Below are 14,311 nucleotides of genomic sequence, written 5' to 3' on the forward strand. Positions count from 1 at the left end.
TTCTCCTTATGCCCGCAGGGTGCGTTGTTCGATACGCTTCTCGAAGGTGCCCTGGATCAGCCGATCGACGTAGATGCCGGGGGTGTGGATCGCCGCCGGATCCAGCTCGCCCGGCGCGACGATCTCTTCCACTTCCACCACCGTGATGCGCCCGGCGGTCGCCATCAGCGGATTGAAGTTCTGTGCGGTGTGGCGGTAGATGACGTTGCCGAAGTGATCGGCCTTCCAGCCTTTAACGATGGCGAAATCGCCGGTGATGGCGGTTTCCATGATGTAAGGGCGGCCGTTGAACTCGCGCACCTCTTTGCCTTCGGCGATCGGCGTGCCATAACCGGTGGCGGTGAAGAACGCCGGGATACCGGCGCCGCCGGCGCGGATCTTCTCCGCCAACGTGCCCTGCGGCGTGAGATCCACCTCCAGTTCGCCGCTGAGCGCCTGCTGCTCGAACAGCGCGTTTTCGCCGACGTAAGATCCCACCACCTTGCGGATCTGCTGGGTTTCCAGCAGCCGCCCGAGGCCGAACCCGTCGACGCCGCAGTTGTTGGAGACCACCGTCAACCCGCGCACGCCGCGCCGGCGGATCTCTTCGATCAGGTTTTCCGGGATGCCGCACAGGCCAAAGCCGCCCGCCAGCACCGTCATGTTGTCCGTCAGGCCTGCCAGCGCTTCCTGGTAGCTGCCGACGCGTTTGTCGAGCCCTGCCATATCGTTGCCCCTGCATGTTGCGGCGCAGGGCGAAATGCCCTGGCTTGCGTGAGGGCATCTTCAGGTCACAAAAATGATTTGTTAATTTTGTTTTTATGCCGCATTCATTTATAATTTTTATTAATCAGTCGTTAACCGACAATTAACAAAGAGTTAACGCCAGCCAAAATGAAAATGAGCATCAAACAGTTACGCGCGTTTTTAGCGGTAGCTCACACTCTGAACTTCGCCCAGGCCAGCGAGCGGCTGAATATTTCTCAGCCGGCGCTCAGCCTGGCGATCCGTGGGCTGGAAGACGCGCTGGGCGGGCCGCTGCTGCTGCGCACCACCCGCCGGGTGACGCTGACGCCGGAGGGGGAAACCTTCTTCCCGATGGCGCGCCAGCTGCTGGCGGATTGGGATAACGCGGAAGAGGCGATGCGCCAGCGCTTCACCCTGCAGATGGGCAAGGTGGCGATCGCTGCCATGCCGTCGTTCGCCGGCAACCCGCTGCCGCCGATCCTCAAGGCGTTTCGCGATCGCTACGCCGGCATCAACGTGGCGGTGCACGACGTCATCAACGAGCAGGTATTTGAAATGATCCGCGAAGGGCGGGTGGAGATGGGCATCGCCTTCGAGCCGGAGCCGAGCGACACCCTGCACTTCACCCCGCTGTGCCGCGATCGCTTTCTGGCGGTGGTGCCGAAGGATTCGGCGCTGGCGCGCAAGGCGCAGGTGAGCTGGAAGGAGCTGCTGACGCTGGATTTCATCACCCTGCAGCGGCCATCGGCAGTGCGGCTGCTGCTGGAGCAGGAGCTGGCCCGCAGCGGGCGAACGCTGGAGGTGGCGTTTGAAAGCCACCAGCTGGTGACGGTCGGGCGCATGGTGGCCAACGGCCTCGGCGCCAGCGCGGTGCCGGCGCTGTGCGAGAAACAGATGGATGAGCTGGGGGCGGTCTGCGTGCCGCTGATCGGCCCGATCATCGAACGGCGCGTGGGCCTGATCCGCCTGGCGCAGCACCAACTCTCTTCCGCCGCGCAGGCGCTGGCGACGGTGATCGAACGGGAAATGGCGGGGAGCGGTGGGCAGCCTGCGCTTAAACCGTAAACCCGACGTGCTTGCCGCCCGGCAGCTCAACGTCCAGGCGCAGCGTGCCGCCCATCGCTTCCACGTAGCGTTTCAGGGTCGAAATCTTCAGCTCATTGCCGCGCCCTTCGATGGCCGCGACCGAAGGCTGGGAAATGCCCAGCGTTTTCGCCAGTTCCTGTTGGGAAATATTCAGCGCTTCCCGCAGCTGGTGCAGGTGCGCTTCAAACAGCATCTCTTCGGCCATTTCCTCGATACGCCGGCGGCTATCCGGGGTGCGGGAGGCCAGCAGTTGTTTTAGGGTGCTCATGGGTTACTCCTTGTAAACTCTTTCGTTATCATTACCGTCCACATGGCATCGCCTGATTATAGATTACAATCTATGACAAGACGATAAGCCGGAATATAGAATTTTCTCCAGACCGCCATTGGCGTTTTGCCTGGCTGCTCGAAAAAACAGTGATGATTGCCTTGCGGCTTGAGCATGGAATGCGACGAGATACGGGAACAGCGGCATCAGTATCGGCCAGAAAAGAAAACATACGGATTTGGCGAGGCAATAAAGCACACAACCCGGCGTTTTTATTTTTGAATATATATAAAAGAAATAAAATCATTTTTCATATCAATCAATAGATTGCACCCAGCATCCATTTGCCTTTCCATCTTGTGAGCGAACGCAAAAGATTGTGACAAAGTGGGTTAATCATGTCTGAACTTTCGCTATGGTGTTTTTTTCATGTTTTAACGGATTAAAACCATGGCCACAACTCACGGAAACGCCAGAAAACTTACGGCCGGTGAAATCACATTAGCCAGACTGCTCTACAAAAATGCTGTCGATTACTCCCGCGTTCGCGTCCATAACGGCAGCTATTTCCCCTTCGGCTTACAGCATGAAGATACGGCCGTAACACCAAATGGCACGCTCTATTTTATGCCCAAACACTTTCAAGAAGACTTTGCCACGGCAAACGCCTACGATCAGCATTGGTTTATCCATGAAATGGCGCATGTCTGGCAATATCAATTAGGCATGAACGTACGCCTGCGCGGGTTGGCTAGTTGGGCGGTTTCCTATCAGTATTCCTTGCCCAATTATCATCTTCTATCCGATTATGGAATGGAGGCACAGGCAAGTATCATTGCAGACTATTTCTACCTAACTAAATTCGGACGCAATGGCTTTCAAGCAATCACCAACTACAGTGGCATTATTGGGCCAGACATCAAAAAACGCTATGAATGGGTATTGCGAGCTTTCCTGAACAATCCAAAGAACCGGAACACCTTGTCATGATAAGACTTTATCTCTCGTTACTGTGCGCACTGCTACTGAACAGCTGTCAATCCACTCAACCCTGGTACCATCCGTTGGATGTCTCGCTAAAAGACAACCAACCTTGCTTTACTGTGCCTATCAACAGTGTTCGCAGCGGCGACAGCCTGCAAAACCGGGGAGCGATCGTCTCACGACAGGAACAACAGCAATGGCATATCGTCTGGACCTCACCAGAAGTCACTCCGTTGCCTGAACTGAAACCAGGGCAATGCGTCACTTATCCGCAAGTAAACTGGGCTGCGGGAGAATACTCGGTCTTGCTCGGCGTCTCGATGAATAACGATACGGAAAGGCGTAAATACATGAGAACCTTTACTTTGAGCATCGAGCATAATGGAAAGACACTATTACGTAGCGATCATTAAGCTATCCATCATTGTATTTTCAGATGATACTTCGGCCGCGAACAGGAGGGCGCCAAGATCGCGGTGAAGGGGTACAGTCATTTTGCAGCAAGTACTGCGGCGGGGATTTTGGGGGGGGGGGAAGGTGGTGCGATGTTAGCAATGACAGCTTGTAGTATCGTCTTAGGCGCCTCCACATTTGGTACCGGTATTTTAGCTTGTGGTATAGCAGGCGCTGCTCTGGGTGGCGCAGCTGGCAGTTGGGGTGGCGGTGCAGCCGCCGACAGCATTACTGGTTTCATTTTTGGTGAATAATGAAAATCGCTATCGTTCTGTTCTTCACTCTGACATTGATTAGTGCCCTGGTTCAGTACTTTTACTATCGGCGCTATAAAGACGAATTTTCTGAATTCTATCAACGTTATGTGCAAAGCACCCACCCCCTGCCTCCATTTGTCATCTTCGCGGATAACCTTGGTTTGCTCGGTGTATCTATCAAAGCGCAATGGTTCCGTTGGATATTGAATGGCAGAAAAATAAAGATAGGGAAAAACGCTTTTCTGAGCCCAAAAACCTACGAATTCGTGAATGAAAACACATCTCAACGCCTCAAAAACTGGCTTCGAAAAGACTTCATCTTAAGCGTGCTGAAAATGGGGTGTTTGGCGTTGATGTGTATCTTTGCTTTTTTAAGCAAGGCATAACGCCCCTTGAACCTTAGCCGGTGGCTTATGAAAACAGCATCACTTATTGCAGCCGCGCTGCTCTTACTTTGTTGGCTTGTTCAATATATTTACTCTCGTCGCTATAAACGTGAGTTCGATGTTTTTTATCAACGCTATACCCAACAGGGCCACTTTGTCCCTGCTCACGTCGCGATTGCCGATGGCCTTGGCTCTTTAGGTACTTCCATTAAAGCCCAATGGTTCAGATGGATCCTTTGCGGCAAGAAAATCAAGGTGAAGAAAAACCAATATCTTTCCGCCAAGACCTATGAATTTGTTCGTCTTTCATCATCTGAACGCTTGCAGACCTGGATGAAAAACAACGGCACGCTTTTGGCGCTGGAAGGCGTGCTCTTCATCATGGCATTGATCTTTATGATGATAGCGAGAATATCGTGATTCAGGCTACTCAATGAAAACCCTTGTCATATTATGCTTAACGCTGCTGGTTTTAAGCGCCTTCATCCAGTTCATTGGCTACCGGTGCCATAAAAAAGAGTTTGACGCGTTCTATCAGCGTTACGCCGGCAGCGGACATTTTATTCCGCCCTACGTCGCCTTTGCCGACGGACTCGGCATGCTAGGAATCTCATTAAAGGCACAGTGGTTTCTTTGGATCCTGAAGAGGAAAAAAATCAAGATTAGGGATCAGGTTTGGCTCGATGCGAAAACCTACGACTTCGTGCAAAAAACCACCTCTCTTGAGCTACAGAAGTGGCTGGTGATGGATTTTATACTTTTGCTCGTAGAGGCCGTTATTATCGCCGTGGGTTGTATTTTTATTTACCTCATCAAGCATCAAGGTTGAGCAGACGCGTTGCTCCCCTCCACCGCCTGCACCGCCGCCTTCTGCGTGGCGCGCTGATATAAGCACAGCTCCCTGCCCGGCTTGTTTTTCATAAACGGCTGCGGGTAGCGCCCGCCGATAAACAGCGCCGAATAGCCGACGTCATCACCGTAGTGAACGATCGCCCCTTCCACCCTGGCGTTTTTTAGCCCGCTGGCTTTCAGGCAGGCGGCGCGCATCGCCCTTTCGCTCTCGACCCACGCCTGCGGGGAAGACGCGGTGGCGTTGAACGCGGCCAGCGCGGCGATAAGCAGCCCTATTCTCTTCATCATTGCCTCTCCTTCAACGGCCCGTTTCGCCAGTATAGACCGTGCCGGCGCGGCCAACCCGCCAACGCCGCTGCGCTCTTTACGGCATTTTTATTCCGCGCCCCGTTAACGTTACGGCGTTTTTACAGACAGTTTTTGCCGCCGCAGATACCCTTTTCACATCGCCACTATGGCCTCACAAGAGAGTTGTCCCATGCGTTTATCCCTGCCTCTGGCCGTGACCGGTCGCCGTTCTGGAGCACGCCATGCATGCTAATATCATCGGCTTCAATCCGCTGCTGGCGGAGCTACCTGTTTCGCCAACGCGCGCCTTCCACAAAGAGCTGGAACACTACCTGCAGCGCTATCCGCAGACCGAACAGCTGGATATTTATCTGCACGATCTGAACGGCCAGCTGCGCGGCAAGCGGCTGCCGATCGCCGAAGCCTTTGGGCTGGAAAAAGGCTGCTACTTCCCGCTGTCGATCTACGCCCTGGATCTGCACGGCCGGGTGATTGAAGAAAGCGGGCTGGGGCAACGGGCGGGCGAGCCGGACCGGCTGTGCCTGCCGGTATCCGGCACCCTGCGCCCCTGCGCGCGCGATCCCGAACGCCACGCCCAGCTGCTGCTGACGATGCAAAACGCCGACGGCGGCGCCTGCGAGCTGGAGCCGCGCGTGGTGCTGCAACGGGTGCTGAAGCGCCTGCACGAGCGCAACTGCTTCCCGGTGGTGGCGGCCGAGCTGGAGTTCTACCTGCAGGATCCGCAGCGCCCCGCCGAGGCGGAAACCTACCCAACGCAGAGCTTCGCGGTGGATGCGCCCGAGCGCCACCATGCGCTACTGAGCGACATCGAACGGCACGCCCGCCTGCAAAATCTGCCGTTGACCGGCGTGGTGGCCGAAGCCGCCTCCGGCCAATACGAGCTGAATCTGCATCACAGCCGGCGCGTGCTGGAAGCCTGCGACCAGATCATGGCACTGAAACGCCTGACGCGGCAGATTGCCGAGCAACATCACCAGCACGCCTGCTTTATGGCCAAGCCCTGCGCCCACGCCGCCGGCAGCGGGCTGCATTTCCACATCAGTTTGCAGGACGAGCACGGCGAGAACCTGCTGACCGGCGCGCCGGGCGAACTGAGCGACAACATGCAGCAGGCGATGGCAGGCATGCTGGCGCTGATGCCGGCGTCGATGGCGATCCTGGCGCCCAACATCAACGCGTTTCGCCGCTTCCGCCCCGGCATGCACGTGCCGCTGCGCGCCTCCTGGGGCCACAACAACCGCACGGTGGCGCTGCGCCTGCCCTGCGCCGACAGCGCCAACCAGCGCATCGAATACCGCCTGGCCGGCGCCGACGCCAACCCCTATCTGGCGCTGGCGGTGATGCTCGGCGGCCTGCTGCACGGGCTGGAACACCCGCTGCCGCTGCCGCCCGCCGCCAACGGCTGCGAGAGCGACAACGCCGCACCCTTGCCGCTCGGCCAACAGGAGGCGCTGGCGCTTTTCCGCCACAGCGATCCGCTGCGTGAGCTGCTCGGCCCGGCGTTTTGCACCCTGTGGCACACCTGCAAAAGCGCCGAACTGCGCCGCTTCGAGGAACAGGTCACCGCCGCCGAACTCGGCTGGATGCTGTAACCACCCGGTTCATTAACCTAAGGATAATCATGAATATGCAACCGCAACGGGCGCCCGTGCAGCCGCTGCTCTGCTGGCGCAAAGGCGTTTTTCATATCAGTACCGATCGGCAGCTGTTGGATATCGAGGCGATCCAGCGTTTCCTCAGCCTGCCGGATCGGGCGGCGGCCGAGCGCCTGGTGCACCACGGCCTGTGCTTTGGCCTGTACCGCAAGCGCCACCTGCTCGGTTTCGCCCGCATGGTGACCGATTACGCCACCTTCGCGTCGGTGAGCGAACTGTTCGTCAGCGCCGAATACCGCGGAGTCGGGCTGGGAAGCTGGCTGACGCGCTGCTGCCTGGCGCATCCGGCATTGCGCGGCCTGCGCGTCACGCTGCCCGCTCTGCAGGCGCCCTGGCGCGCCGATGGTTCGGCGCACGCCCTCCGCGCCCTTCACTGATAAGGAGACCCCAATGTCTCGTTTGGTGCTGATTTCCAACAAGCAGTGCGACGGTAAGGATCTGGCCTGCGCCGGCCAGACGCTGGCGGCCGACGCCGAACCGGGGCTGTGGCTCGGCTGGAACGGCGACGTGCAGAATTTCGCGCAGCGCCCGATCAGTTGCCGGCAGCGCGCCGGTTACGATCAGGTGACCTTTCCGCTGTCGATCGAGGAGTTTCGCCGTCACTATCAGGGCTATTACCACGATGGCCTGTGGCCGGTGTTCCACAACCAGCCGGAGAAGGCGCACTTCACGCCGGAAAACTACCGCGCCTACCGGCAGCTGAACCGCCGGTTTGCCGATATCGCCTGCGAGCACCTGTGCCCCGGCGACACCGTCTGCATCGACGACTACCAGCTGCTGCCCTGCGCCCAGGCGCTGAAGGAGCAAGGGTTGCTGAACGCCTGCGCGTTCTTCTTCCACCTGCCGTTCCCGTCGGCGGCGCTGCTGCGGCGCATCCCGGAACATCGCCAGCTGATCGCCTCGCTGCTGTTCTACGATCTGATCGGCTTTACCACCACCGACGATCGCAACGCCTTTCTCAGCTGCCTGGCGGCCGAGTTCCCGCTGGAGATGCTGCCCGACGACCAGATCCAGGCCAACGGGCATCTGTTCGCCACCGGCATTTTCCCCGCCGGCATCAACGGCAGGCAGGTTTATTGATCTCAGACCACCGGCGGCCGACTCTCTGGTTCAGGCCGCCAACCGCTCACCCCGCCAATCCAACCGTTCACCCGGCGAATCTGACCGCTGACCGAAATACGCCTGTCTTCCCCCTTTACCCTCGGCGATGATGAGCTGTTCCTAAACCCGCCTTACCTCGGGAAAGACGCTACGGCTCACCGCGCCACTCTGACATCTCTTACAAGCGGATGAGTTCATTCATATTTTGCAGACTGGAATTAAGGATACCTCATGAAACGAGAGGGGATTTTAAAGCACATTCCGTGGATGCTGCTGGGGATACTCGGTGCAGCCTGCCTCGGCGTGGTGGCGCTGCGCCGCGGCGAACACATCAGCGCGCTGTGGATCGTCGTCGCTTCGGTGGCGGTGTATCTGGTGGCCTACCGCTACTACAGCCTGTACATCGCCACCAAGGTGATGAAGCTGGATGCCGGCCGCGCCACCCCGGCGGTGGTCAACAACGACGGCCTGAACTACGTGCCGACCAACAAGAACGTGCTGTTCGGCCACCACTTCGCCGCCATCGCCGGCGCCGGGCCGCTGGTGGGGCCGGTGCTGGCCGCGCAGGTCGGCTACCTGCCCGGCACGCTGTGGCTGCTGGGCGGCGTGGTGCTGGCGGGGGCGGTGCAGGACTTTATGGTGCTGTTCATCTCCTCGCGCCGCAACGGCGCCTCGCTCGGTGAGATCATCAAAAAAGAGATGGGGCCGATACCGGGCACCATCGCGCTGTTCGGCTGCTTCCTGATCATGATCATCATCCTGGCGGTGCTGGCGCTGATCGTGGTGAAAGCGCTGGCGGAAAGCCCGTGGGGCGTGTTCACCGTCTGCTCCACCGTGCCGATCGCGCTGTTTATGGGCATCTACATGCGCTACCTGCGCCCCGGCCGCGTGGGTGAAGTGTCAATCATCGGCATCGTGCTGCTGGTGGCCGCCATCTGGTTCGGCGGCGTGGTGGCGCACGACCCGTACTGGGGCCCGGCGCTGACCTTTAAAGACACCACCATCACCTTCACGCTGATCGGCTACGCGTTCGTCTCCGCCCTGTTGCCGGTATGGCTGATCCTGGCGCCGCGCGACTACCTGGCCACCTTCCTGAAAATCGGCGTGATCGTCGGGCTGGCGATCGGCATCGTGATCCTCAACCCTGAGCTGAAAATGCCGGCGGTCACCCAGTTCGTCGACGGCACCGGCCCGGTGTGGAAAGGTACCCTGTTCCCGTTCCTGTTCATTACCATCGCCTGCGGCGCGGTCTCCGGCTTCCATGCGCTGATCGCCTCCGGCACCACGCCGAAGCTGCTGGCCAATGAGACCGACGCGCGCTTTATCGGCTACGGCGCGATGCTGATGGAGTCCTTCGTCGCCATCATGGCGCTGGTGGCGGCGTCCATCATCGAGCCGGGCCTGTACTTCGCCATGAACACTCCGCCGGCGGCGCTGGGCATCACCATGCCGGATCTGCATCGCCTGGGTACCGAAGACGCGCCGATGATCATGGCTTCGCTGAAGGACGTGACCGTGCATGCGGCGGCGGCGGTCAGCTCCTGGGGCTTCGTCATCAGCCCGGAACAGATCCTGCAGACCGCCACCGACATCGGCGAACCTTCAGTGCTGAACCGCGCCGGCGGCGCGCCAACGCTGGCGGTGGGCATCGCCCACGTGTTCCACCAGATCATTCCGGGCGCCAACATGGGCTTCTGGTACCACTTCGGCATTCTGTTCGAGGCGCTGTTCATCCTGACCGCGCTGGACGCCGGCACCCGCTCCGGCCGCTTTATGCTGCAGGATCTGCTGGGCAACTTCGTGCCGTTCCTGAAGAAAACCGACTCGCTGGTGGCCGGCATCGTCGGCACCGCCGGCTGCGTCGGGCTGTGGGGCTACCTGCTGTATCAAGGCGTGGTGGATCCGCTCGGCGGCGTGAAGAGCCTGTGGCCGCTGTTCGGCATCTCCAACCAGATGCTGGCCGCCGTGGCGCTGGTGCTGGGCACCGTGGTGCTGATTAAGATGAAGCGTATCCAATACATCTGGGTGACCGTGCTGCCGGCGGTGTGGCTGCTGATCTGCACCACCTACGCGCTGGGCCTGAAGCTGTTCAGCGACAACCCGCAGCTGGAAGGCTTCTTCTTCCTGGCCGGCGAGTACAAACGCAAGATCGCCGAAGGCGGCGCCGAGCTGAGCGCCCAGCAGATCGCCAACATGAACCACATCGTGGTGAACAACTACACCAACGCCGGGCTGAGCATTCTGTTCCTGCTGGTGGTGTACAGCATCATCTTCTATGGGGTGAAAACCGCGATGGCGGCGCACAAGAACCCGAAACGCACCGACCAGGAAACGCCTTACGTGCCGGTGCCGCAGGCCGCGCCCGCCGACGGCGTAACTGAGGGGGAGGTCAAAGTTTCGACCCAGCATTGATGTGATTTAACGGATACCCTGCATAATAAACGTTAAGTAGTACCCAAAGCCGCACGGCCTGCGTATCGCAAGATGCCAGGCGTGTGGCGCGATGCAATCGAGATACCCGGGGCGACCCGGAGGTGGGGCATCCCTGCGGGAACCCCATCCCCCGGCTTCCCCTAATATCAGGCTTAAGCAAGCGCTGTAGTGATGCAGGGTAAAGTTGGAGAAGGCTTATGTTCGGAAATCTCGGCCAGGCGGGGAAATATCTCGGGCAGGCAGCGCGCATGTTGGTGGGCGTGCCTGACTACGATACCTACGTCCAGCATATGAAAGACAACCACCCGGACAAGCCGGTGATGACCTATAAAGAATTTTTCCGCGAGCGCCAGCAAGCGCGCTACGGCGGCGACGGCAAAGGCGGCATGCGCTGCTGTTAACCCGCAGTCACAAGGACCCGTATGAAACCCATTGCAGTCACCATCCTGACCGGCTTTTTGGGCGCCGGCAAGACCACCCTGCTGCGCCACATCCTGAACGCCGAACACGGCTATAAAATCGCGGTCATCGAGAACGAGTTCGGCGAAGTGCCGATCGACGACGCGCTGATCGGCGATCGCGCCAGCCGCATCACCACGTTGAGCAACGGCTGCATCTGCTGCAGCAAGTCCAACGAACTGGCGGACGCGCTGCTGGATCTGCTGGACGGCGTCGACAGCGGCCAGCTGGCGTTCGACCGGCTGATCATCGAATGCACCGGTATGGCCGATCCCGGCCCGATTACCCAGACCTTTTTCTCGCACGAAATCCTGTGCGAGCGCTTCCTGCTGGACGGCATCATCACCCTGGTGGACGCGGCGCACGCCGAGCAGCAGCTGAGCCAGTTCAGCATCGCCCAGGCGCAGGTGGGCTACGCCGACCGCATCCTGCTGACCAAAACCGACGTGGCGCCGGACTGCGAAGCGCTGATCCAGCGGCTGCAGCGGATGAACGCCCGCGCGCCGGTCTACAAGGTGACGCACGGCGACATCGATCTGAGCGTGCTGTTCGACATCGAAGGCTTTACGCTGAACGACAAGCTCAACCTGACGCCGCCCGCCCCGCTGTTCCGCCGCATCCCGCAGCCGCAGAGCGACATCCGCTCAATTGTCGTGACGCTGGAGCGCCCGCTGCCGCTGATGCAAATCTCCGGCGTGATGGAAGGCCTGCTGCTGGAATACGCCGATAACCTGCTGCGCTACAAAGGCATTCTGTCTATCGAAGACGAGCCGCGCCGCCTGCTTTTCCAGGGCGTGCAACGGCTGTATAACGCCGACTGGGATCGGGAATGGCTGCCTGAGGAAGAGCGCAAGAGCACGCTGGTGTTTATCGGCGTGGATTTGCCGGAGGAGGAGATTCGGAGGAGGATTGGGGGGTTGGGGTAAGCGGGGTTTGGATATATTGGAGCCTGTGGGTGGGCTCCTTTATGGGCATATGGTGCTAACGGGGTGGAGGGAGTGGCATTATGCTTAGCTGTGTTTCTTCCCGTTGTATACCTAAGGCTTCCATGCCGCCATACTTTGCTTTCCAGTTGTAGTACGAACACTCAGATATTCCCGCTTCGCGGCACACATCTTTGACGGTCCGGCCTGCTTCGACGGACTTCAATTCGGTGATGATCTGGTGCTCAGTAAATCGGGCTTTGCGCATGGTGATCTACTCAAAGGACATATTCAGTATGTCGGAAGATCTTTGAAAGTGAATGTCAAGGGTTGCAGGGATACTTACACTTCCTTATCCAGCATGACTTCGGCAAGCAGATTCTTGAGTCTGGCGTTATCCTCATCAAGCGACTTCAGGAGCTTAACCTCAGGCACCTCCATACCGCCATACTTCTTACGCCAAGTGTAAAACGTTGCATCGGAAATGACGTGCTTGCGGCAGAGTTCATGGGCGGATACCCCAGCTTCAGCCTCGCAGAGAATACTGATGCTATGTTCGTCGGAAAAACGCTTCTTCATGTGGATGTCCTCATGCGGCTTATGAAGACATTACTAACATCGGGGTCTACTAATCAACGGGGAGCAGGTCAATAGAGTAATGGTAGCTAACTCAGAAATGCTAGGAAATCCCGGCCCCTGTTGTTACTATATAACAAAAAAATGAGGTCGCCATGAAAACTAAGTTATACAAAGATTTCACCTTTGAAGCCGCACACCGTCTTCCCAATGTTCCGGAAGGCCATAAATGCGGTCGCTTACACGGACACTCTTTTGTCGTGCGCCTTGAGATTACTGGTGAAGTTGATAAGCATACCGGTTGGGTTATCGACTTTGCCGAACTAAAAGCGATTTTTAAACCGACGTTGGATAGACTGGATCATTACTATCTCAATGACATCCCTGGTCTGGAAAATCCTACCAGTGAAGTGCTTGCAGAATGGATCTGGAATCAGATTAAACCACAACTCCCGATCCTGAGCGCAGTCGTCGTGAAAGAGACATGCACAGCAGGTTGCGTTTATCGCGGTGAATAATAATTTATTTAGATAGCCAATATAAATTTGGCTATCTATTCTGACCTGCTCCCCGTTGATTAACACACCGTGATGTTAGTAATGTCTTCATATTGACCCTGACCCAAAATCCTGCTCCATTCAGAAACAGAATTCCGGCATGACAACGACTCCCCTGAGCGGAGGTTGTGCCGATGAAAAAGTCACGATTCACCGAAGAGCAGATTGTCTTTGCCCTGAAACAGGCCGAACTGGGTACGAGCATGCCCGGCGTCTGCCGTAAGCTGGGCACCTCCGATGCCACGTTTTACACCTGGCGAAAAAAATACGGCGGGATTTCCCCTTCTGAGCTGAAGCACATGCGGCAGCTTGAGGAAGAGAATCTCAGGCTGAAGAAGCTGGTTGCCGATCTCAGCCTCGACAAGGCCATGCTGCAGGATGTACTGGCAAAAAAGAACTGACGCTGGGACGTCTGCGCGAATGGGTCCGGGACCTGCAGGCACGCTATGGGGCCAGCGAGCGGCAGATCTGTTTTGTACTACGGATCAGCCGCAGCTCTTTCCGCTACCGCTCTGTGGCGGCAGACGACAGCGCGCTCCGCCTTTGTATCAGGGAGATCACTGAAACCCGGGTCCACTATGGTTACCGCAGGATTCACGTCATGCTCAGGCGGGAGGGCTGGCGGGATAATCATAAACGCATTTACCGACTCTATCGCGAGCAGGGTCTGTCCCAGCGTCTCAAACGCCCACATCGAAATAAATCAGCACAGCGGCGACAGCCCCAGCTTCAGCCTCAGGGGTTGTATCCAAATCATGTCTGGGGCATGGATTTTGTCTCTGACGCCTTATTTGACGGGCATCGGTTACGTCTGCTGACGGTCATTGATCTCTACACGCGCGAATGCCTGGGGATTTGCGTGGGCCAGAACCTGCGCTCAACGGAGGTCGCAGAGATGCTGAACACCATTGCGCTCAGATGCCCTTTACCACAGTTGCTGAAAACTGATAACGGCTCTGAATTTGCAGGAAAAATGCTGGACAAGTGGGTATATGAGCGAAGGATCCGTATAGACTTCTCACGACCGGGAACGCCAACGGATAATGCCACAGTGGAGTCGTTCAACGACAGGCTGCGGCAGGAGTGCTTGAACGAAAACTGGTTCATGTCGCTGGAGGATGCACGGTGCAAAATCGAAGCCTGGCGCATACACTATAACCAGAGACGTCCTCATTCTGCGCTGGGCTGGATAACCCCGTCCGAATTTGCTGAAAAGTCTGCCGGTTGCCAGAACATGCAACCAACATGAAGCCGGTTATTCCTGATTATGACTGGAGCATATTCGG

At 57.9% G+C, this 14,311-nt stretch carries 18 protein-coding genes and 2 pseudogenes; 15 read left to right on the top strand and 5 right to left on the bottom strand.

Features of this window, described 5'->3' with window-relative positions; genetic code table 11:
* Positions 1-6: 6 nt before the first annotated feature.
* Positions 7-705 (bottom strand): CoA transferase subunit A, encoded by a 699-nt coding sequence (locus ACJ8HT_RS04950; protein ID WP_049212496.1) that lies wholly within the window; start codon positions 703-705, stop codon positions 7-9.
* A gap of 168 nt (positions 706-873) precedes the next feature.
* Here ACJ8HT_RS04950 and ACJ8HT_RS04955 point away from each other — a divergent pair, with 168 nt between their 5' ends.
* On the top strand, positions 874-1,791 hold the full coding sequence (locus ACJ8HT_RS04955; protein WP_049272489.1) for a LysR family transcriptional regulator: 918 nt from the start codon (positions 874-876) through the stop codon (positions 1,789-1,791).
* Here ACJ8HT_RS04955 and ACJ8HT_RS04960 read toward each other — a convergent pair.
* The gene (locus tag ACJ8HT_RS04960) at positions 1,781-2,080 is read right to left on the bottom strand and encodes a helix-turn-helix domain-containing protein (RefSeq protein WP_049202379.1); all 300 of its coding nucleotides are present in this window, start codon (positions 2,078-2,080) and stop codon (positions 1,781-1,783) included. The genes ACJ8HT_RS04955 and ACJ8HT_RS04960 overlap by 11 nt on opposite strands.
* Positions 2,081-2,530: 450 nt before the next feature.
* On the opposite strand from ACJ8HT_RS04960, the gene ACJ8HT_RS04965 reads away from it, so the two are divergent.
* The 6 genes from ACJ8HT_RS04965 to ACJ8HT_RS04990 all read left to right on the top strand — a co-directional run bounded on the left by ACJ8HT_RS04965 (position 2,531) and on the right by ACJ8HT_RS04990 (position 4,989).
* The gene (locus ACJ8HT_RS04965; protein WP_110157261.1) at positions 2,531-3,070 is read left to right on the top strand and encodes a hypothetical protein; all 540 of its coding nucleotides are present in this window, start codon (positions 2,531-2,533) and stop codon (positions 3,068-3,070) included.
* Positions 3,067-3,477 (top strand): putative T6SS immunity periplasmic lipoprotein, encoded by a 411-nt coding sequence (locus ACJ8HT_RS04970; protein ID WP_197652777.1) that lies wholly within the window; start codon positions 3,067-3,069, stop codon positions 3,475-3,477. Before ACJ8HT_RS04965 ends, ACJ8HT_RS04970 begins: the two co-directional genes overlap by 4 nt.
* A gap of 132 nt (positions 3,478-3,609) precedes the next feature.
* Positions 3,610-3,771: a hypothetical protein gene (locus ACJ8HT_RS04975; RefSeq protein WP_230200983.1), complete on the top strand. Its 162-nt coding sequence runs from the start codon at positions 3,610-3,612 to the stop codon at positions 3,769-3,771.
* Positions 3,771-4,160 carry a hypothetical protein gene (locus ACJ8HT_RS04980; protein ID WP_064291099.1) on the top strand — a complete coding sequence of 130 codons (390 nt, stop codon included), beginning with the start codon at positions 3,771-3,773 and terminating at the stop codon, positions 4,158-4,160. The genes ACJ8HT_RS04975 and ACJ8HT_RS04980 overlap by 1 nt, the downstream gene beginning before the upstream one ends.
* A 27-nt stretch (positions 4,161-4,187) precedes the next feature.
* On the top strand, positions 4,188-4,580 hold the full coding sequence (locus ACJ8HT_RS04985) for a hypothetical protein (RefSeq protein WP_197652778.1): 393 nt from the start codon (positions 4,188-4,190) through the stop codon (positions 4,578-4,580).
* A gap of 13 nt (positions 4,581-4,593) precedes the next feature.
* The gene (locus tag ACJ8HT_RS04990; RefSeq protein WP_197652779.1) at positions 4,594-4,989 is read left to right on the top strand and encodes a hypothetical protein; all 396 of its coding nucleotides are present in this window, start codon (positions 4,594-4,596) and stop codon (positions 4,987-4,989) included.
* On the opposite strand, the gene ACJ8HT_RS04995 is transcribed toward ACJ8HT_RS04990, so the two are convergent.
* Positions 4,980-5,297: a hypothetical protein gene (locus ACJ8HT_RS04995; RefSeq protein ID WP_197652830.1), complete on the bottom strand. Its 318-nt coding sequence runs from the start codon at positions 5,295-5,297 to the stop codon at positions 4,980-4,982. The genes ACJ8HT_RS04990 and ACJ8HT_RS04995 overlap by 10 nt on opposite strands.
* Before the next feature lie 245 nt (positions 5,298-5,542).
* On the opposite strand from ACJ8HT_RS04995, the gene ACJ8HT_RS05000 reads away from it, so the two are divergent.
* The 6 genes from ACJ8HT_RS05000 (at position 5,543) to yjiA (ending at position 11,895) form a co-directional block, all read left to right on the top strand.
* On the top strand, positions 5,543-6,913 hold the full coding sequence (locus ACJ8HT_RS05000; protein ID WP_197652780.1) for a glutamine synthetase family protein: 1,371 nt from the start codon (positions 5,543-5,545) through the stop codon (positions 6,911-6,913).
* A 29-nt stretch (positions 6,914-6,942) separates the two neighbouring features.
* Positions 6,943-7,353, top strand: coding sequence for a GNAT family N-acetyltransferase (locus ACJ8HT_RS05005; RefSeq protein WP_033636925.1), 411 nt, complete (start codon positions 6,943-6,945; stop codon positions 7,351-7,353).
* Between the two features lie 13 nt (positions 7,354-7,366).
* Positions 7,367-8,056 carry a trehalose-6-phosphate synthase gene (locus tag ACJ8HT_RS05010; RefSeq protein ID WP_049202373.1) on the top strand — a complete coding sequence of 230 codons (690 nt, stop codon included), beginning with the start codon at positions 7,367-7,369 and terminating at the stop codon, positions 8,054-8,056.
* A 252-nt stretch (positions 8,057-8,308) separates the two neighbouring features.
* The gene (locus tag ACJ8HT_RS05015) at positions 8,309-10,489 is read left to right on the top strand and encodes a carbon starvation CstA family protein (RefSeq protein WP_197652781.1); all 2,181 of its coding nucleotides are present in this window, start codon (positions 8,309-8,311) and stop codon (positions 10,487-10,489) included.
* 218 nt (positions 10,490-10,707) lie between these two features.
* Entirely contained in the window at positions 10,708-10,911 is a 204-nt protein-coding gene (locus tag ACJ8HT_RS05020; RefSeq protein WP_004953088.1) for a YbdD/YjiX family protein, read from the top strand.
* A 21-nt stretch (positions 10,912-10,932) separates the two neighbouring features.
* Positions 10,933-11,895: a GTPase gene (gene yjiA / locus ACJ8HT_RS05025; protein ID WP_197652782.1), complete on the top strand. Its 963-nt coding sequence runs from the start codon at positions 10,933-10,935 to the stop codon at positions 11,893-11,895.
* Between the two features lie 100 nt (positions 11,896-11,995).
* Here the strand turns inward: yjiA and ACJ8HT_RS05030 are convergent.
* Positions 11,996-12,160, bottom strand: a pseudogene (locus ACJ8HT_RS05030) (transposase); the annotation flags it as partial.
* Between the two features lie 80 nt (positions 12,161-12,240).
* A pseudogene (locus ACJ8HT_RS05035) lies at positions 12,241-12,471 on the bottom strand (transposase); the annotation flags it as partial.
* Positions 12,472-12,623: 152 nt separating this feature from the next.
* On the opposite strand from ACJ8HT_RS05035, the gene queD reads away from it, so the two are divergent.
* Both queD and ACJ8HT_RS05045 read left to right on the top strand, forming a co-directional pair.
* Positions 12,624-12,986, top strand: coding sequence for a 6-carboxytetrahydropterin synthase QueD (gene queD / locus ACJ8HT_RS05040; RefSeq protein WP_197652783.1), 363 nt, complete (start codon positions 12,624-12,626; stop codon positions 12,984-12,986).
* Positions 12,987-13,159: 173 nt separating this feature from the next.
* Positions 13,160-14,274 (top strand): IS3 family transposase gene (locus ACJ8HT_RS05045; protein WP_197652784.1). Its coding sequence is split into 2 segments (ribosomal slippage): positions 13,160-13,421 and positions 13,421-14,274, totalling 1,116 coding nucleotides; the frame shifts between segments, so codons are not numbered across the junction.
* The last annotated feature ends 37 nt before the right edge of the window (positions 14,275-14,311 follow it).

The sequence above is a fragment of the Serratia sp. CY44782 genome (assembly GCF_052168715.1).
Taxonomy (GTDB): Bacteria; Pseudomonadota; Gammaproteobacteria; order Enterobacterales; family Enterobacteriaceae; genus Serratia; species Serratia nevei.

Excerpts from the sequence above, each read along its gene's own strand:
- ACJ8HT_RS04950 (WP_049212496.1), bottom strand. The coding sequence starts at position 705 with ATGGCAGGGCTCGACAAACGCGTCGGCAGCTACCAGGAAGCGCTGGCA.
- ACJ8HT_RS04955 (WP_049272489.1), top strand. The coding sequence starts at position 874 with ATGAAAATGAGCATCAAACAGTTACGCGCGTTTTTAGCGGTAGCTCAC.
- ACJ8HT_RS04960 (WP_049202379.1), bottom strand. The coding sequence starts at position 2,080 with ATGAGCACCCTAAAACAACTGCTGGCCTCCCGCACCCCGGATAGCCGC.
- ACJ8HT_RS04965 (WP_110157261.1), top strand. The coding sequence starts at position 2,531 with ATGGCCACAACTCACGGAAACGCCAGAAAACTTACGGCCGGTGAAATC.
- ACJ8HT_RS04970 (WP_197652777.1), top strand. The coding sequence starts at position 3,067 with ATGATAAGACTTTATCTCTCGTTACTGTGCGCACTGCTACTGAACAGC.
- ACJ8HT_RS04975 (WP_230200983.1), top strand. The coding sequence starts at position 3,610 with ATGTTAGCAATGACAGCTTGTAGTATCGTCTTAGGCGCCTCCACATTT.
- ACJ8HT_RS04980 (WP_064291099.1), top strand. The coding sequence starts at position 3,771 with ATGAAAATCGCTATCGTTCTGTTCTTCACTCTGACATTGATTAGTGCC.
- ACJ8HT_RS04985 (WP_197652778.1), top strand. The coding sequence starts at position 4,188 with ATGAAAACAGCATCACTTATTGCAGCCGCGCTGCTCTTACTTTGTTGG.
- ACJ8HT_RS04990 (WP_197652779.1), top strand. The coding sequence starts at position 4,594 with ATGAAAACCCTTGTCATATTATGCTTAACGCTGCTGGTTTTAAGCGCC.
- ACJ8HT_RS04995 (WP_197652830.1), bottom strand. The coding sequence starts at position 5,297 with ATGAAGAGAATAGGGCTGCTTATCGCCGCGCTGGCCGCGTTCAACGCC.
- ACJ8HT_RS05000 (WP_197652780.1), top strand. The coding sequence starts at position 5,543 with ATGCATGCTAATATCATCGGCTTCAATCCGCTGCTGGCGGAGCTACCT.
- ACJ8HT_RS05005 (WP_033636925.1), top strand. The coding sequence starts at position 6,943 with ATGAATATGCAACCGCAACGGGCGCCCGTGCAGCCGCTGCTCTGCTGG.
- ACJ8HT_RS05010 (WP_049202373.1), top strand. The coding sequence starts at position 7,367 with ATGTCTCGTTTGGTGCTGATTTCCAACAAGCAGTGCGACGGTAAGGAT.
- ACJ8HT_RS05015 (WP_197652781.1), top strand. The coding sequence starts at position 8,309 with ATGAAACGAGAGGGGATTTTAAAGCACATTCCGTGGATGCTGCTGGGG.
- ACJ8HT_RS05020 (WP_004953088.1), top strand. The coding sequence starts at position 10,708 with ATGTTCGGAAATCTCGGCCAGGCGGGGAAATATCTCGGGCAGGCAGCG.
- yjiA (WP_197652782.1), top strand. The coding sequence starts at position 10,933 with ATGAAACCCATTGCAGTCACCATCCTGACCGGCTTTTTGGGCGCCGGC.
- queD (WP_197652783.1), top strand. The coding sequence starts at position 12,624 with ATGAAAACTAAGTTATACAAAGATTTCACCTTTGAAGCCGCACACCGT.